A 15,028-nucleotide genomic window follows, 5' to 3' on the forward strand; every position below is an offset into this window, starting at 1 on the left:
GACAGCAGCAGTAAAGGCCCACAGGCCTTTTTAAAGCATCAGCATTAAACACTGTTCAGTATATAAACATTGACAATAGCAGCCCTTCGGGCTTATTTTTTTCAAGATAAATAAACACCGTTCATTATGTCAACAATCATCACAAAAGGAGCAATGTTAATACCGTTGCTGGTCGCGGGATGTAGTGTGATGGCTCAATATGCGGGGAAAGGAATTTCTCCTCAAAACGCCCTGGTAGCAGCCCCCGGTATGTCGTACCCGGCTGCCGACGGCGTGGCAGTTCTCCCGGCAAAGCCCGGCCATGACAGCAGCAGTGCCCATACTGACCATGCCGCCGGTATTCTCGACGAATATATCCGGGAGGCATTCAGCAACAACAAAGGCCTCAAAGACCAGCGTTTTCAGCTCGACAAATCACTGGCAGCCCTGCAGGAGGCCAAAAGCCTCTTTGGACCCAACATAACGTTTATGGGCAACTACACCAAAGCCGGCGGCGGCCGTACTATCGATATGCCTATCGGCGACCTGCTGAACCCCGTGTATGCAAGCCTGAACCAGTTGACCAACAGTCATCAGTTTCCACAGGTAGACAACGTGTCCGTATTGCTGAACCCTGACAACTTCTATGATGCCAAATTCAGGACCAGTCTTCCGTTGATCAATGCCGAGATCTACTACAACCAGAAGATCAAAAAGGAAGAACTGACCCGGCAACAGGCGGCAGTCAACGTATACAAACGGCAATTGGTACAAGACATCAAAACCGCCTACTTCCAGTATTATCAGGCATCCCAGGTAGTGGCCATTTACCGCAATGCCCTATCGCTGATACAGGAAAGCATCCGTATCAATGAAAGCATGGTACGTAACGGTGTCCGTAACAATACCGCCCTATACCGCTCCCAGACCGAAAAGGAAAAAACAGATGCGGCCATCAGCAAGGCGCTTAATGAACAACAGAATGCGCAGGCATATTTCAACTTCCTGCTGAACCGCGACCTGAACCGGGACATCGCGCTGGACAGCAGCCTGCTGGTCAACCCACCTGCTCCCCTCGCCGGCAGCAATAATATCAGCGGAAGAGAAGAGCTGCAGCAATACAAAAGCGCCGCTACCGCGTACCGCCTAAACGAAAAATTGCAGAAAGCCTATATCATCCCGCGCCTGAGCACCTTCCTTGATCTCGGATCACAGTCTACCGCCTTCCGTTTTGATGACAAGTCCCGCTACTATCTCTTTGGTGTAAACCTTGAATGGACCCTGTTTGGCTCTCATAAGTACAAATACCGCATTAAGCAGGCCACGCTGGACATACAGGCCATTGAGAACGCCACCGCACAAACGACAGACGCATTGCAGTTACAGCTATACCAGGCCGGTAATAACTATCGCACTGCTCTGCGTAACCTGACCACCGCAGAAAGCCAGTTGTCTTTCGCACAGCGTTACTACCGCGATCAGCTGAAAGTATACAAGGAAGGGCAATTGCTCTACATAGAACTGGTAGATGCGCAAAACCAGCTCACACAGGCACAGCTACAGATGGCAGTATCACAGGCCGCCGTACAAACGGCATACGCCGGTGTAGAACGTGCACAAGCCTCTTACAATATCGAATCCGTTCAACCATAAAAATTCTTTCATGAAAAATACTTTTCTCCTGCTTCCGCTCTCCTTGCTGTTTTTTGCCTGCGGCGACAAAAAGACCGCGGCCAATAATGCAGACAGCACCGATGTGATACCGGTAAAAGTGATACCGCTGGAAAAAAACGGCAGCGCTGTATCCATCCATGCCTCCGGGCAGTTCACCACCGACGATGAAGTGAACCTCTCTTTCAAAACCAATGGCATCATCCATACTATCCTTGTGAAAGAAGGCGATGCCGTTCGCAGCGGACAGTTGCTGGCTACGCTGAACATGACCGAGATAGATGCACAGGTGCAACAGGCGCAGCTGGGATTTGAAAAAGCGCAACGCGACTATCAGCGTACGCTTAACCTGCACAATGACAGCGTGGCCACGCTGGAACAGCTGCAGAACAGCAAGACCGCGCTGGACATGGCCCGGCAGCAACTCAGCTCCACGCAGTTCAACAAAAGCTATTCCGCCATCCGCGCCACCCAGGACGGCTATGTGCTCCGCAAACTCGCCAACCCCGGCCAGTTTGTTTCAGCCGGCACCGCTGTCCTACAAATCAACGGCGCCCGCAGCGCCCACTGGCTGCTTCGTATAGGCGTCACTGACAGAGAGTGGGCACAAGTCAGCACCGGCGACAAAGCCACCGTTGAAACCCCTTCCCTGCCAGGTGAAACATTTACCGGCAGCGTAACACGCAAATCAGAAGGCATTGACGCCGCCAGCGGCACCTTCGTGATAGACGTACAACTCAGCGGCAGCAAGCCCGCCGCCATTGCCACCGGTATGTTCGGCAGGTGCCACATCACCACGGGCGGCACTGGCGGCGGCACTGCCTGGAGCATTCCTTATGCAGCCCTGCTCGATGGCAACGGCAACAGCGGTTATGTGTTTGTGACCAATGACAACAAAACCGCCCACCGCATCCCCGTCACCATCGCCGGCATGGAAAAAGACCAGGTGCTCATCAGCCAGGGCATGGAACAGGCCCGGTCCCTGATCATCTCCGGCAGCGCCTATCTGAAAGACGAATCCCGTATCCGTATCATCCAATAACACTACTGCCATGAAAATATCCGGTTACGCCGTCAAGAACTACCAGTTCACCCTCGTCATCTTCCTGATGATCATTGTGCTCGGCATCACAACCATCCTCAATATGCCCCGCTCCGAAGACCCGGAAATGCAGGCTCCACAGTTTACCGTCGTGGTCATCTATCCCGGCACCAGTCCCAAAGACATGGAAGACCTGGTAGTAGACCCACTCGAAAAAGATATCTACGGCCTCGCTGATATCAAACGGCTCCGTACCGCTATCAGCGACGGCGTGGCCGTACTGCGTGTGGAATACAAATACGAATCCAACGTAGACCAGAAATACCAGGAGCTGGTCAGAGAGGTGAACAACAAAAAAGCCACGCTCCCGGCCGACATCTACAGCATCGAGGTAAAAAAACTGGAGCCCTCTGATGTAAATGTGCTCCAGGTAGCACTGATATCAGAAAATGCCTCCAGAGATAAGTTGCGGTATTATGCCGAAAAATTACAGGAAGACCTGGAAAAAGTTTCCAGCCTGAAAAATGTGAAGATACACGGCCTCCCCGACCAGCAGGTACGCGTGGAACTGGAACTCGACAAGATGGCACAGCTGCACATCCCCGTCAGCACCGTCATGGGCGCCATCCAGGGCGAAATGGCCAATATCCCCGGCGGCAGCATCGATGCGGGCGATAAAAGCTTCAACATCAAAACCAGCGGCAACTACAAAAACATTGATGAGATCAACAACACGATTGTTACCGCCGCCAATGGCAAAAACATCTTCCTGAAAGATATCGCAAAAGTGTATTATGGTTTTGAAGATGAGAAGTATTTTGCACGGCTCAACGGGCACCGCAGCGTGAGCGTATCTGCCGCACAGAAAGCCGGAGAGAACATCAGCAAAACGCAGCTGCAATACAAACCGGTGATCGAGCAGTTTAAAAAGACATTACCTGCCAACATAGACATGGTGCAGTACTTTGACCAGGCAGACGCGGTAAACCACCGGTTGAGCGGCCTCGGCAAAGATTTCCTGATCGCGATCGCGCTGGTGGCGTTTACCCTGTTGCCGTTAGGGCAGCGGCCCGCCCTCATCGTGATGATCTCTATTCCGTTGTCCCTTTCCATTGGCATTGTACTATTGCGCCTCTTCGGCTACAACCTGAACCAGCTCAGCATCGTAGGCCTGGTAGTGGCCCTCGGCCTGCTGGTAGATGACAGTATTGTGGTGATTGAAAATATAGAACGCTGGATGCTGGAAGGGCACTCCCGCATGGAAGCTACCCTGAAAGCCACTTCTCAGATAGGCATGGCCGTTATTGGTTGCACCGCTACGCTGATCATCGCCTTCATGCCGCTGGTGTTTTTACCGGAAGGTAGCGGCGACTTTATCCGCAGCATGCCGCTGGCCGTGATTTTCAGCGTACTGGCATCCATGGTCGTGTCACTGACGATCATTCCATTCCTCGCCAGCCGTTTGTTGAAAACGCATAGCGGCCACCCGGAAGGCAACATCTTTATGCGCCTGCTGAAAAAGTTGATCCATGGCAGTTATGCCAGGCTGCTGGACAAAGCCCTGCACCGCCCGGTACTGACCATTCTCGTGTCTTTGGTGTTGTTCGGCGGCTCTATGGTGCTCATGAAAGCGGTAGGCTTTGGCCTGTTCCCCGCTTCGGAGAAACCACAGTTCCTGATCAACGTACTGACGCCGCCCCAGTCCAATCTTGCCTATACCAACAGCATCGTAGAGAAACTGGAGAAAGAGTTGAAGCAGGAAAAGAGCATCCGCTATGTGGCCAGCAATATCGGGAAAGGCAATCCCCGTATCTATTACAACGAAGTACAGGAAAATGAGCACAGCGACTACGCTCAGCTGTTCATCCAGCTGGACCAGAACACCAGCCCGGATGACAAACTGGCCCTCATCGAAAAACTCCGGAAAAAATGGACACCTTATCCCGGCGCCAAAGTGGAAGTGAAAAATTTTGAGCAGGGCCCACCCATTACCGCCCCCGTGGAAGTAAGGCTGTTTGGCGATAACCTGGACACCCTGCGTACACTGGCCGCACGGGTGGAAAGGATGCTGGAGAAAACGCCCGGCACCATCTATATCAACAATCCTGTCAGCACCCTGAAATCAGACATCCGGGTGAACATTGACCGCGAAAAGGCGCAACAGCTGGGCATCCCCACTGTCAATATAGACCGGGCAGTACGTTTAGCCATCGCCGGTATTAACCTCGGCAGGTATAATGACGAAAACGATACCGATTACGATATCCTTGTCACCAAACAAAAAAGCGGCAAGCCTACGCTGGACGTGTTCCGGGACCTGTATGTCAACAATGCGGCCGGTACCGCCATTCCGCTGTCGCAGGTGGCCAGCGTGAAACTGGAGACGTCCCCTTTAAGCATCAATCATCAGGAGAAAAACAGGCTGGTGGCCGTGGGTGCCTTTGTAAAAAAAGGGTTCCTGCCAGACCGTGTGATCAATGACGTTATCCGGCAGATGGACCAGCTGCAACTGCCAAAAGGTTATACCTATGAAATGGGCGGTGAAGTGGAAAGCCGGAACAATTCCTTCGGTGGTTTTATGAGTATCATCATTGTGACCATCTTCCTGTTCATTGCTGTGCTGGTATTGGAGTTCAAGACTTTCAAGAGTACGCTGATCGTGTTGTCTGTGATTCCGCTGGGCATTGTAGGCGCTGCCGTGGCCTTGTGGCTGACCGGCAATTCACTCTCCTTTATTGCCATTGTAGGATTGATTGCCCTGGCGGGTATTGAAGTGAAGAATACCATTCTGCTGGTGGATTTCACCAACCAGTTGCGGGCACAGGGCAAATCACTGGAAGAGGCGATACGGGAAGCCGGCGAAATCAGGTTTCTGCCAATCGTGTTAACATCGCTGACCGCCATCGGGGGACTGATACCTATCGCCATCTCTACCAACCCGATGATTGCGCCGCTGGCCATAGTATTGATAGGAGGCCTGATCAGTTCCACCCTGTTGTCAAGGATTGTTACGCCGGTGGTATACAAGCTGATTCCCCCGAAAATAGTTGCTGAGCCCCCGGTATCACCGGAGTATAACGGCAACGGACATGGGCATCAGCTGTCTATTCCGAAGGAAGCAGTGCTGAATTCGTAATTCTTCCTTATTTTTGGGGCTATTACGATACTACCACCATTTCCTCTGAAAATTTGTTCTTATGAAAAGAAACATCCTGGCGTTCATCGCAGTCATGTTAACGGTATGCCTCTGTGCGCAACAATCGCAGGCACAGTTAAAGCGATTCAGTATTGGTCCTTATGTAGAAGCTGGTTTTCCTACCGGTGATTTCAGCAATTCCCACAAGCCGGGTTTTGGCGTAGGACTGGGTGCTGACGTAAAACTGGTGGCGGGCCTGACTGCCGTAGGTTCTGTCGGTTTTATGTATTTCAAAGGCAAAAGCGACAACAATATCAGTTATGCTTCTGCTAAAGTAATACCGGTAAGACTGGGCCTTCGCTACAACCTGGTATCCATCCTGTATGTAAAAGCAGAAGGCGGTACCGTGAACTTCACCGGCGATTACAACAATGGTATGGGTGCATTATTTGCTCCGGGCATCGGCATCCGTTTACTGGGCCTGGATGTGGAAGGTAAATATGAAGCCTGGTTTAAAGATGGCACCCATGGATTCTGGGGCCTGAAAGCAGGATATAATTTTTAAATTTAATTATTAGATTATTTTGATATTTTGTTATTGAGTTCGTTTAGTTGTCTATTAACTCAATAACAAAATATCAAAATAACCCAACAACTAAATAAACTTCGGTGTAAACCCGCCCTGGGTACAGCCTGGCACCGGGATGATATTGTCTCCGCTCTGATCTACGTTTGGCAGTTTCATAATATTGGGATACCACGATTTCCGCAAAGCGGGGTCCAATGCTGCCAGTTCCACCAACACATGATAACCGCCCCTTGTTTCCACCACTGTCAGGCAGGAAGGATTGACATATTCCTTTATTTTCTCCAGGATGGCCGGATCTTTCGCATCCACATCGATATCGATATAATACTTGTTGCTGCAGGCTTGCTGAATAGCGCTCATCACCTCCTGGTGGGGATTTTTTGCGCTGGCGTTGGCCTGAATATTTTCCGCAAAGGTGACCAGTGAAGCAAAGGTAGCTTTCCACAGGTCGCGGGGATTGATGCTGATGTACAATGCCAGGGCTTCCTGCGGGATAGGCATTCCCCGCTGTGTATAGGCACCTACAGCGCATTCGAGCTGACGGATTTTCTCCAGCATGTTTTCTTTTTTGCTGGTAAACCTTTTCAGTTGTTGTTTATCTGATTTAAAGCCGTGGCCTTCTTCCAGGTATTTGGTACGGGCCAGCAGGGACACGTAGTACTGTTCCTGTTCGTTACATTCAGGAAGCCAGTCGATGAAGGTTTTCAGGGCTTCTTCATCCAGGATGATCTTATAGTTCATGGTGTAGTTTAGAAAAAGGTCGCCGTCCAGGTACGTTCAAATGAAGCTCCGGGCGCCAACCGGTTGATGCCTTCTTTTTCCGTCAGTTCACCGGTGGCCGCCACGTTGTCTGCAATGCCGCACCACGGTTCAATGCATACAAAATCCGCGTTCTTCGCTGCCCAGATGCCCATAAAAGGGAAGCCGCTGAATGTTACGGTGAGGCCATGCGGTGTTTTACCGCTGTTGATGCTGATGGCGTCTGATGCGAGTGATTTAAAGACGAGGGCATCTTCTAGGAACAGTGATTTTTTCAGGGGCAGCTGTTGGGTATGGTCCAGCAGGGGCACCGGTTGCAGCTCTATTTGTCCGCCGGGTGACAGCGGATAGCGGCCGGCAGTTTCCGTCTTATTGAAGGTGAGGAAATAGTCTTCATAGTCTGTGCCATCCACCAGGGGGACTTTAAATGCCGGGTGGCCGCCTACGGAGAACAAAAGCTCCTTACTGTCCGTATTGTGAACATGGTAAGTCACTTTCAGCGTATCACCAATCAGGGAATAGCGGACGCGGAAGTCGAACCGGAACGGATATACGGCCCGGGTGGCCTCATTGTCGGTCAACCGGAAAGTCACCTCCTCTGTAGATTGTGTCAGCACTTCAAATTCGCTTTCCCGGGCAAACCCGTGCCTTCCCAGCGTATAGCTGTTACCGTTATACGTGTAGGTATTGTTTTTTAATCCGCCTACGATAGGGAACAGCACCGGGCTTTTTTTGCCCCATACAGCGGGATCTCCGCTCCAGAGGTATTCCAGTCCGTTGTCTTTGCGGATAATATGTTGCAGCTCAGCGCCGGCGGTGGCCAGCGAGACTGTCAGTTGATCGTTGGAAAGAGTTATCATACGTGTAAAGCCTTAGAAAAACGAAGATAAACAAAAATTAACGCGTTCCCCGGCCTGCCGTTCGCTTCATGGGTGTTATCTTTGTGGTCTTAAAAGCAGTTTCATATGGAATCATTACAAGGAAAAAAAGTGCTGATCACCGGTGGTGGCAAGGGCATAGGACGTGCGGTAGCGGTAGCGCTGGCACAGGAAGGGGCAGACATTGCTTTAATAGGACGCAGCGAAGGCCCGTTACAGGAAGTTGTTGCAACGCTCACCGGTATGGGCGTGAAGGCAGCCTACGCTATTGCTGACGTGGGGGTGATGGCAGAAGTGGACAAAGCGGTGGCCAGTCTCACGCAACAACTGGGCAACATCGATATTCTGATCAACAACGCCGGCATTGCTGCTTTCGGCGGTTTCATGGAGCTTACGCCTGCACAATGGGAAGATATTATCCGGGTGAACCTGCTGGGCGTATATTATGTGACCCGTGCAGTATTGCCTGATATGATTGCCCGTAAGACCGGCGATATCATCAACATATCTTCTACCGCCGGCCAACGCGGCGCCCCACTCACCAGCGCCTACAGCGCCTCCAAGTTCGGGCTGCTTGGCCTTACCGAGTCGTTGATGCTGGAAGTGAGAAAACACAATATCCGCGTGAGCGCGCTCACACCGAGCACCATCGCCACTGACATGGCCAAAGAACTCAACCTGACAGACGGCAATCCGGAGAAGGTATTACAGCCGGAAGACCTCGCAGAACTGATTGTAGCGCAACTGAAGATGAACAGAAGAGTAGTGCTGAAGACGGCGTCTATGTGGTCTACGAACCCATAATTTCCGGTTTCCAGGGCTGAAGCCCTGGGCTACGTTGTGTTTAATTCTCTGGCGATAACCTGTTGTGATGCGGTGGTATAACAACGCCCGGTTTTAAACAACGATTTATATCATGACAATAAACAGATAGCCCCCGGTGAAGATTTCACCGGGGGCTTATTTATAATGGGTTAGTTAGTGGCCGTTATTAAGGCGTACGATTTCTTTAGACAGCGCAAATTTGATGCCCAGTATTGCGAGGATATTATCCATCCGGTCGAAATTTTTGCCGAATGCTGCTACTGCGTAGAAGCTGTCGCTGATCATGAAGTTGGTCACAAAGGCGAGGCGGTCGTAGTGCTGGCCGTTTTTCAGATCGTGGCGGTTGACATATTCGGCGGAGAGGTCGAAGCGGCCTTTCTGATAGTTGGCGGAGAGGCCGTAGTCCAGCAGTTGGCTGTTATACGGGAAGCTACCGGTATAGACGTCCTGGTTGTTCCAGATATAGCGGCCGAGGGCGATGAAGTCGAGCGGAAATTTGCCCGGCGCCCAGCGGATGTTGGTCCATATGCCGGAGCGGCTGGAGGCAAGGTCTTTGAAGCGGTTGCCTGGCGCGCTGCCAGCCAGCGCACCTGCCAGTTCCACGATCACGAGGCCTTTATTGCGCTGCACATCAAACATATCGCGCAACTCCCTGTTCTTTTGCGCCAGCGCCACGGTATCCAATTGCGACGGATCTTCTACTGCCAGCAGCGCTTCTATTTCCTTTTTCTTTTGTAACATGGCTTCGCGGTTACGGCGGTAATAAAACCGGAACACCTGTGTGCGAAAGCCTGCAGATATACTGGTAGTGGTGTCTGTTCTGAAAGTGGCCGCCGATATGTTGAATGTTTGCAGTACCGGGAAATTGTTGTTCAGGTACTTTTCAAAAGTGAGGTTCGGTTTGTTTGTGAGCCAATAGGGCGTTACATCTACCGCCCCGCCCTGCCACAGGTTGATAAGGCTGATCCCAAAAGCTTTAGGGTTGGTGGGCTTGTCGATGGCCGCCGGCGCTTTGTCGGCCAGTATAAGCCCTGGCGAAGAAGGCATGGTCATATCGGATATCTTCAGGGAATCCTGGAACTGGGCATAGCCGGGGCGGGCGATTGCGAGGAGCAACACCCACCAGAATAACTTTTTCATGGTTTACTTAAAATTAAAGTCCAGCAAAAAAGACATAATATCTCCGTCTGTTTTCACTTCATCCTGATAAAGGATAACAGAAGGTGTACAGGTGCTGAAAGCGTAGGTAACGACAATTCCGTTGGTGAGGCTGTTGGTGTCCAGCACATTGGTGGTCACCTTCAGTGTTTTGCCTTTCAGGTCTGCCGCTGTGCCCAGGCGGAGGTTACGGATCTCACCCTTTGCCAGGGCGTCCGTGTCTTTGTCAAAACGTACCACGCTGGCGCCGATCTGGGCATTGCCGATGGTGATGTTGAGGATAACGTCCGATCCCGGGTTAACGGTAAGGTCGGCACTCTCCTGTCGTTTTCTGATGGCCATAGGATATTTCAATTACGAATGACGAATGACGAATTGGGGTTCCTTTTACAGAACGGTTATTTATAGTGAAGATAGATGATTACTACGCAGGGTATCTGCACTAGCGTAAAGCGCTTAACCACCCCGCCACAAAAAGCAGTACTTCCTGCCGGTTGATTTCATTATGCAGTTCATGGTAATCGCCGGGCCATTCGCGGTAGGTGAGCAGGCTGGCCGGTGCCCTTTCCGCGAAAAGGCGTGAGCCGTCTACCGCGGTGAATTCATCTTCTCCCCCATGAATCAGCAGGGAACGTATTTGCAGGGTCCGGGCGTGTTCCAGGCACCAAAGGCCGTTGTGTATCATATCACTGGCCAGGCGCACGCTCATCTTGTCATGCCGGAGAGGGTTCTGCCGGAATTTCTCCACTTCATCCGTGTCATGCGATATTTTGGTGATGTCCAGTCCCTGGTTCAACCGGAGATTGGGCACGATCCTGTTCAGTACACGCAGCAGGCCGCGGAGGAAGCTGCCCGGACGTTTGGCGACGATCAGCGCCGGCGCGGAGATAACAGCCCCCAGTATATCTGGTGTTCTGTGCAACAGGAAACCGGTGAGCAGGCCACCGCCCATACTATGCCCGTACATGACCACCGGCTTTTGGTACAACTCCTTCGCATAAGCCAGAAAAGCCGCTTCATAGTCGAACATGTATTCAAAGCCAGGCGTAGCGCCCCGTTTCCCATCGCTCTTACCATGGCCGTAATGATCAATGCCCAGCACCGCATATCCTTCCCCGTTAAAAAAACGGGCCACATGATCGTACCGCCCCACGTCTTCACCGATGCCGTGCACGAGGACCATCACCCGGCTGAATTGCTCAGGTATCCAGCTGATGCCGTGAAAGCGGGTATTCCGGAATGACCAGTAAAATTCGTTCATGCCAGCGAATATAAACATTTATTCTCATGCAAAATTTCATGCCCGTTGTGCAGCTGTTTTTATATTTTTGCGGTCTTATCAACTTAAAATCTGACACACAGCATGCGCGAAGACACCAAAGATACGCCGGTATACAGTATCCCCCTGAGTTACCGGAGAATGGAAAACCTGCATATTGTATTCTGGTTATTGAAAGATATCAGCTGGTGTATGATCTGGAAACCATTGGGTGTGGCCATGATCTTTCCCACGCTGATCATTTCCCTGGTGATCGCCTGGCGTACGCGGCAGTTCATGTCGGAGCTATGCCATAATGTGGCTATTTCCCTTTGGATAACGGCCAACTCCTACTGGATGATCAGCGAGTTCTTCCACTTTGATATGCTGACCGTATGGGGAGCGGTCACATACAAACATCTGGCGTTGGTGCCGTTTGTATCGGGGCTGTTGATATTGGCGTATTATTACATCTGGTATCAACCCAGGCATAAGGAAACTGAAGAGATCATGTGATAAAAGATTGTCTTAAGAGTAAACTACCCTACAGAAGATTACTTTAAGACAATCTCTTAACTCGCAGCCTGGACATTTTTGTATCAATATTGAAAGCTTAAGCGGTTTATACGCCGCTTATCGTAACAAAAATAGCAGCGATGTCTTTAGGATTTCCTTGTCCATCTTCCGCCTTAATCCTCAGACTATCGACAAAACTAGAGAACACATATATTATTGCAGGTTCGGTACCAGAAAAAAACGGCGCGTACCAGGGACCTGAAAATGCTTCTATAAATTTTATGGTATAATCACCAATACCGTTCCTGATAACTGTGGAGATGTTTCCCATATTATTGACTATGGAAGCATCAACCCCTCTAAAGACCACGCCAGCAGCAACTTTATTATTATCTTTATAAACTATTCCTTTTATATCGGGTACTTCAATACTGCTCTCATAGGAGCTACCCTCATCAGAAAATCTAAATACAGCTCCATTCGTGTTTACATTGATATAACGTCTGCCGGCATCAGGAACATAGCTATTAAAACTTCTGAAAGCACAATCCTTCACATTTATTCTGGAAGGAGAATTTTGCTGAGTTCCAAGTTGTACCGCTATATTATTCACCACGAATCTGTTAGTATCCCGAGAGATACGGTTAAAGGTTGTTCCATACACATTTAGTACTGACAAACCGGCCCCATTGCCACCATAGTACATGATATCTGCCGCTCCTCCATTTCCTTCGAAGTATACACCATGTATATTTGCTGATATGCCACCGCCAATCAGATTAGTACCGGTATCTATAACGATACCGCCTTGCCTGGCATCTGTCGGAAACCATCCATTGCCTTCTACATCTCCACCGAAAATGTTTAATGTGACACCACCGATGGCATAAAGTGCCAGGGTTGTGTTACCCGCCAAAGTACAACCGAACAAATTAATATCATTGGGAGCCAGTTGTTGTCCCTGAAAAACCACACCATAATTGTTCTGATTAAAAATACAGGAATAAAAAGACGCTCCCAGGAAATTGTCGGCCAACAGCGCCTTTTCAAAGAAGACAATTTTAACGTTCTGCATTTCCATAAAAGCCGAATATTCGATTTTGATCCCGACCTCGCTTTGTAAAGTACCTTCTTTCCGAAGTTTAAAGTTAGATATGGAATAATTCTGAACGACTGCTGACTGGTATTGCGAGTAAAACCGAAACGCATTTCCTGTTCCCGTAAAAATAATTTCTGTACTTCCCATTCCGGAACCATTAACAGAAATCCTTCTCAACGCAGACTCATCACCCACAAGCTGATTAAACTCAACACCCCGCTCAAGAAGATATCTGCCTTCAGGGATATACATCGTGCCCCCATATGGAGAATTTGACAGATAGCCGCTTACAGCAGCAAAAGCTGCATAATTGTCAAAAGAATTGTTCCCTTGGGCACCAAACCACTTAACATTGACAGGACCGGAGAATAGTCTTTTCCACCTTCCGGTTGCAATACCGGACACCTGGAATACAATTCCATTATCACTATCTGCGGTGGAATTGTCATCCCAGTAAAAATCACCACCACCACCATCTCCAGGAGCATAATATCCTAATACATTGGCTACATCATTATTGGCGGCACCAGGAGTAAGCTTTAACAGCCCAATTGTTGAGAAGATCATAGGTTAACAATATTTAATTAAAACAAAAGGTATCACCACGAATTTACTAATAATATTAGCATTTAAAACTAATTTTATTAGCTTTTTTAATTTTATCGCTGAAGCAGGATTTTTCTATCAGGAAAGTGAGAATGAGAGAAGAGTAAGAACAATAAATAAAGAAGGCACCTCAAAAAGAGTGTGCCTTCTTTATTTTATCATTAGAACCTCAGATCAGATAGCATCTGATAAAGAGGTAAAGGTGAAGTCACGCAGTTTCATGGGCGGGAGGATAGCACTTGAATTGCTTTCACCGCTGACAGCCCTTTCCGGTATGCCCAGCGCTTCCACATTGTTAAGCATGATCACCGGACTTTCGTTGAAGCGGAAGTTTTTCACCGGATGTTTGATCACACCGTTTTCGATATAGAAAGTCCCGTCACGTGTAAGGCCGGTAAACAGCAGTGTTTGCGGGTCTACCGGGCGGATGTACCAGAGGCGGGTCACCAGGATGCCCTTCTCGGTGCTTTTGATCAGCTCCTCGAGCGAAGCGGTGCCGCCTTCCATAATAAAAGCGTCCGGGCCGGGAATGGCTTTTACGTTGTCCTTCTGTGCCCAGTAGCGCGAGTAGTACATATTTTTCACCACTCCTTTTTCGATCCAGGTGATTTTTTCCTGAGGGCGGCCATCGTTGTTATAAGGTGATGTAGGCATATCCGGATGCCATGGATCAGAATAGATGGTCACCTGGTCGTCCATGAGTTTGTCACCCAGTTTGGTTTTGCCACCGGCTTTGCTGAGGAAGCTTCTGCCCTCTTCCGCGCTGCGTGCGTCCAGGTTATTGACGAGCTGCTCGATCAGTACGATGGAAGCGGCAGGCTCCAGGATCACGGTATATTTGCCAGGCTCAATGGCTTTGGCGCCTTTGGAGCCGCTGGCTTTCTGCGCCGCGATGCTGGTCTCTTTTGCCGCGTCCAGTTTCTTTACATTGTTGTATGCTTTGGAGGCGTAACCAGAGCCGGTGCCGTCTTCCGAGCGAACAGTGATACTGAAATTGATCTCGGTGGAACTGTTATATGCAAACAGTCCTTTAGAGTTCATCATAGCAGAAGAGGCCACTGTATTTTCGAGGAATCCTGCGGCCACCAGTTTGTTCTGTTTGGTAATGGTAAGGCTTTGGGCCACCGCGTCCGCACGGTAGGCCGGATCTATCGCGGCGGTGTCTTTGTTGTAGCCACCGGAGCCTTCTCCATACTGTTGCGGCCCGAGGATCGGCATATATTCCGGGTTTTCCGGCGCAAGGCGGGCCAGTTCCTCGGCCCTTCTGACTACTTTCTCGAGGGAGGCATCATCAAACTCATTGATGGTGGCAGTGCCCAGTTTTTTCCCGAAGGCGGAAGAAACAACCAGCATGCTTTTGCTATTGGCGCCGCTGGTGGACACTTCGTTGCGGGCATAGCGCACATTGCCGGAATCGCCACTATAAATAGAGACCTCGCACTCGTCTGCTTTTGAATAGGCAAGCACTTTTTTCAATAATGCCTGTGCTGCTTCTTTAGTGAGTATCGGCAT

At 50.0% G+C, this 15,028-nt stretch carries 13 protein-coding genes; 6 read left to right on the forward strand and 7 right to left on the reverse strand.

Annotation, left to right across the window (positions count from 1 at the left end; genetic code table 11):
* Nucleotides 1-126: 126 nt before the first annotated feature.
* From HGH92_RS01525 to HGH92_RS01540, 4 genes are all read left to right on the forward strand, one after another.
* Nucleotides 127-1,632 (forward strand): TolC family protein, encoded by a 1,506-nt coding sequence (locus tag HGH92_RS01525; protein WP_168869003.1) that lies wholly within the window; start codon nucleotides 127-129, stop codon nucleotides 1,630-1,632.
* A gap of 10 nt (nucleotides 1,633-1,642) precedes the next feature.
* On the forward strand, nucleotides 1,643-2,692 hold the full coding sequence (locus tag HGH92_RS01530) for an efflux RND transporter periplasmic adaptor subunit (protein WP_168869004.1): 1,050 nt from the start codon (nucleotides 1,643-1,645) through the stop codon (nucleotides 2,690-2,692).
* A gap of 10 nt (nucleotides 2,693-2,702) precedes the next feature.
* Nucleotides 2,703-5,828: an efflux RND transporter permease subunit gene (locus HGH92_RS01535; protein ID WP_168869005.1), complete on the forward strand. Its 3,126-nt coding sequence runs from the start codon at nucleotides 2,703-2,705 to the stop codon at nucleotides 5,826-5,828.
* A 61-nt stretch (nucleotides 5,829-5,889) separates the two neighbouring features.
* Complete coding sequence (locus tag HGH92_RS01540) at nucleotides 5,890-6,393, forward strand: outer membrane beta-barrel protein (protein ID WP_247654806.1); 504 nt, start codon at nucleotides 5,890-5,892, stop codon at nucleotides 6,391-6,393.
* A 90-nt stretch (nucleotides 6,394-6,483) separates the two neighbouring features.
* Here the strand turns inward: HGH92_RS01540 and HGH92_RS01545 are convergent, their stop codons facing one another.
* Both HGH92_RS01545 and HGH92_RS01550 read right to left on the reverse strand, forming a co-directional pair.
* Complete coding sequence (locus HGH92_RS01545; protein ID WP_168869006.1) at nucleotides 6,484-7,158, reverse strand: hypothetical protein; 675 nt, start codon at nucleotides 7,156-7,158, stop codon at nucleotides 6,484-6,486.
* A gap of 8 nt (nucleotides 7,159-7,166) precedes the next feature.
* Nucleotides 7,167-8,036 (reverse strand): aldose 1-epimerase family protein, encoded by an 870-nt coding sequence (locus tag HGH92_RS01550; protein ID WP_168869007.1) that lies wholly within the window; start codon nucleotides 8,034-8,036, stop codon nucleotides 7,167-7,169.
* A 105-nt stretch (nucleotides 8,037-8,141) separates the two neighbouring features.
* Here HGH92_RS01550 and HGH92_RS01555 point away from each other — a divergent pair, with 105 nt between their 5' ends.
* The gene (locus HGH92_RS01555) at nucleotides 8,142-8,858 is read left to right on the forward strand and encodes a 3-ketoacyl-ACP reductase (protein ID WP_168869008.1); all 717 of its coding nucleotides are present in this window, start codon (nucleotides 8,142-8,144) and stop codon (nucleotides 8,856-8,858) included.
* 174 nt (nucleotides 8,859-9,032) lie between these two features.
* Here the strand turns inward: HGH92_RS01555 and HGH92_RS01560 are convergent, their stop codons facing one another.
* The 3 genes from HGH92_RS01560 to HGH92_RS01570 form a co-directional block, all read right to left on the reverse strand.
* Nucleotides 9,033-10,019, reverse strand: coding sequence for a hypothetical protein (locus HGH92_RS01560; RefSeq protein ID WP_168869009.1), 987 nt, complete (start codon nucleotides 10,017-10,019; stop codon nucleotides 9,033-9,035).
* 3 nt (nucleotides 10,020-10,022) lie between these two features.
* Nucleotides 10,023-10,379 (reverse strand): hypothetical protein, encoded by a 357-nt coding sequence (locus HGH92_RS01565; RefSeq protein WP_168869010.1) that lies wholly within the window; start codon nucleotides 10,377-10,379, stop codon nucleotides 10,023-10,025.
* 100 nt (nucleotides 10,380-10,479) lie between these two features.
* Entirely contained in the window at nucleotides 10,480-11,298 is an 819-nt protein-coding gene (locus HGH92_RS01570; protein WP_168869011.1) for an alpha/beta hydrolase, read from the reverse strand.
* 102 nt (nucleotides 11,299-11,400) lie between these two features.
* Here HGH92_RS01570 and HGH92_RS01575 point away from each other — a divergent pair, with 102 nt between their 5' ends.
* Nucleotides 11,401-11,811 carry a hypothetical protein gene (locus HGH92_RS01575; protein WP_247654807.1) on the forward strand — a complete coding sequence of 137 codons (411 nt, stop codon included), beginning with the start codon at nucleotides 11,401-11,403 and terminating at the stop codon, nucleotides 11,809-11,811.
* Between the two features lie 106 nt (nucleotides 11,812-11,917).
* Here the strand turns inward: HGH92_RS01575 and HGH92_RS01580 are convergent, their stop codons facing one another.
* Nucleotides 11,918-13,477, reverse strand: coding sequence for a glycosyl hydrolase family 28-related protein (locus HGH92_RS01580; protein WP_168869012.1), 1,560 nt, complete (start codon nucleotides 13,475-13,477; stop codon nucleotides 11,918-11,920).
* A gap of 213 nt (nucleotides 13,478-13,690) precedes the next feature.
* Nucleotides 13,691-15,028: a TldD/PmbA family protein gene (locus HGH92_RS01585; RefSeq protein ID WP_168869013.1), complete on the reverse strand. Its 1,338-nt coding sequence runs from the start codon at nucleotides 15,026-15,028 to the stop codon at nucleotides 13,691-13,693.

The organism is Chitinophaga varians (genome assembly GCF_012641275.1).
GTDB classification, from domain to species: domain Bacteria; phylum Bacteroidota; class Bacteroidia; order Chitinophagales; family Chitinophagaceae; genus Chitinophaga; species Chitinophaga varians_A.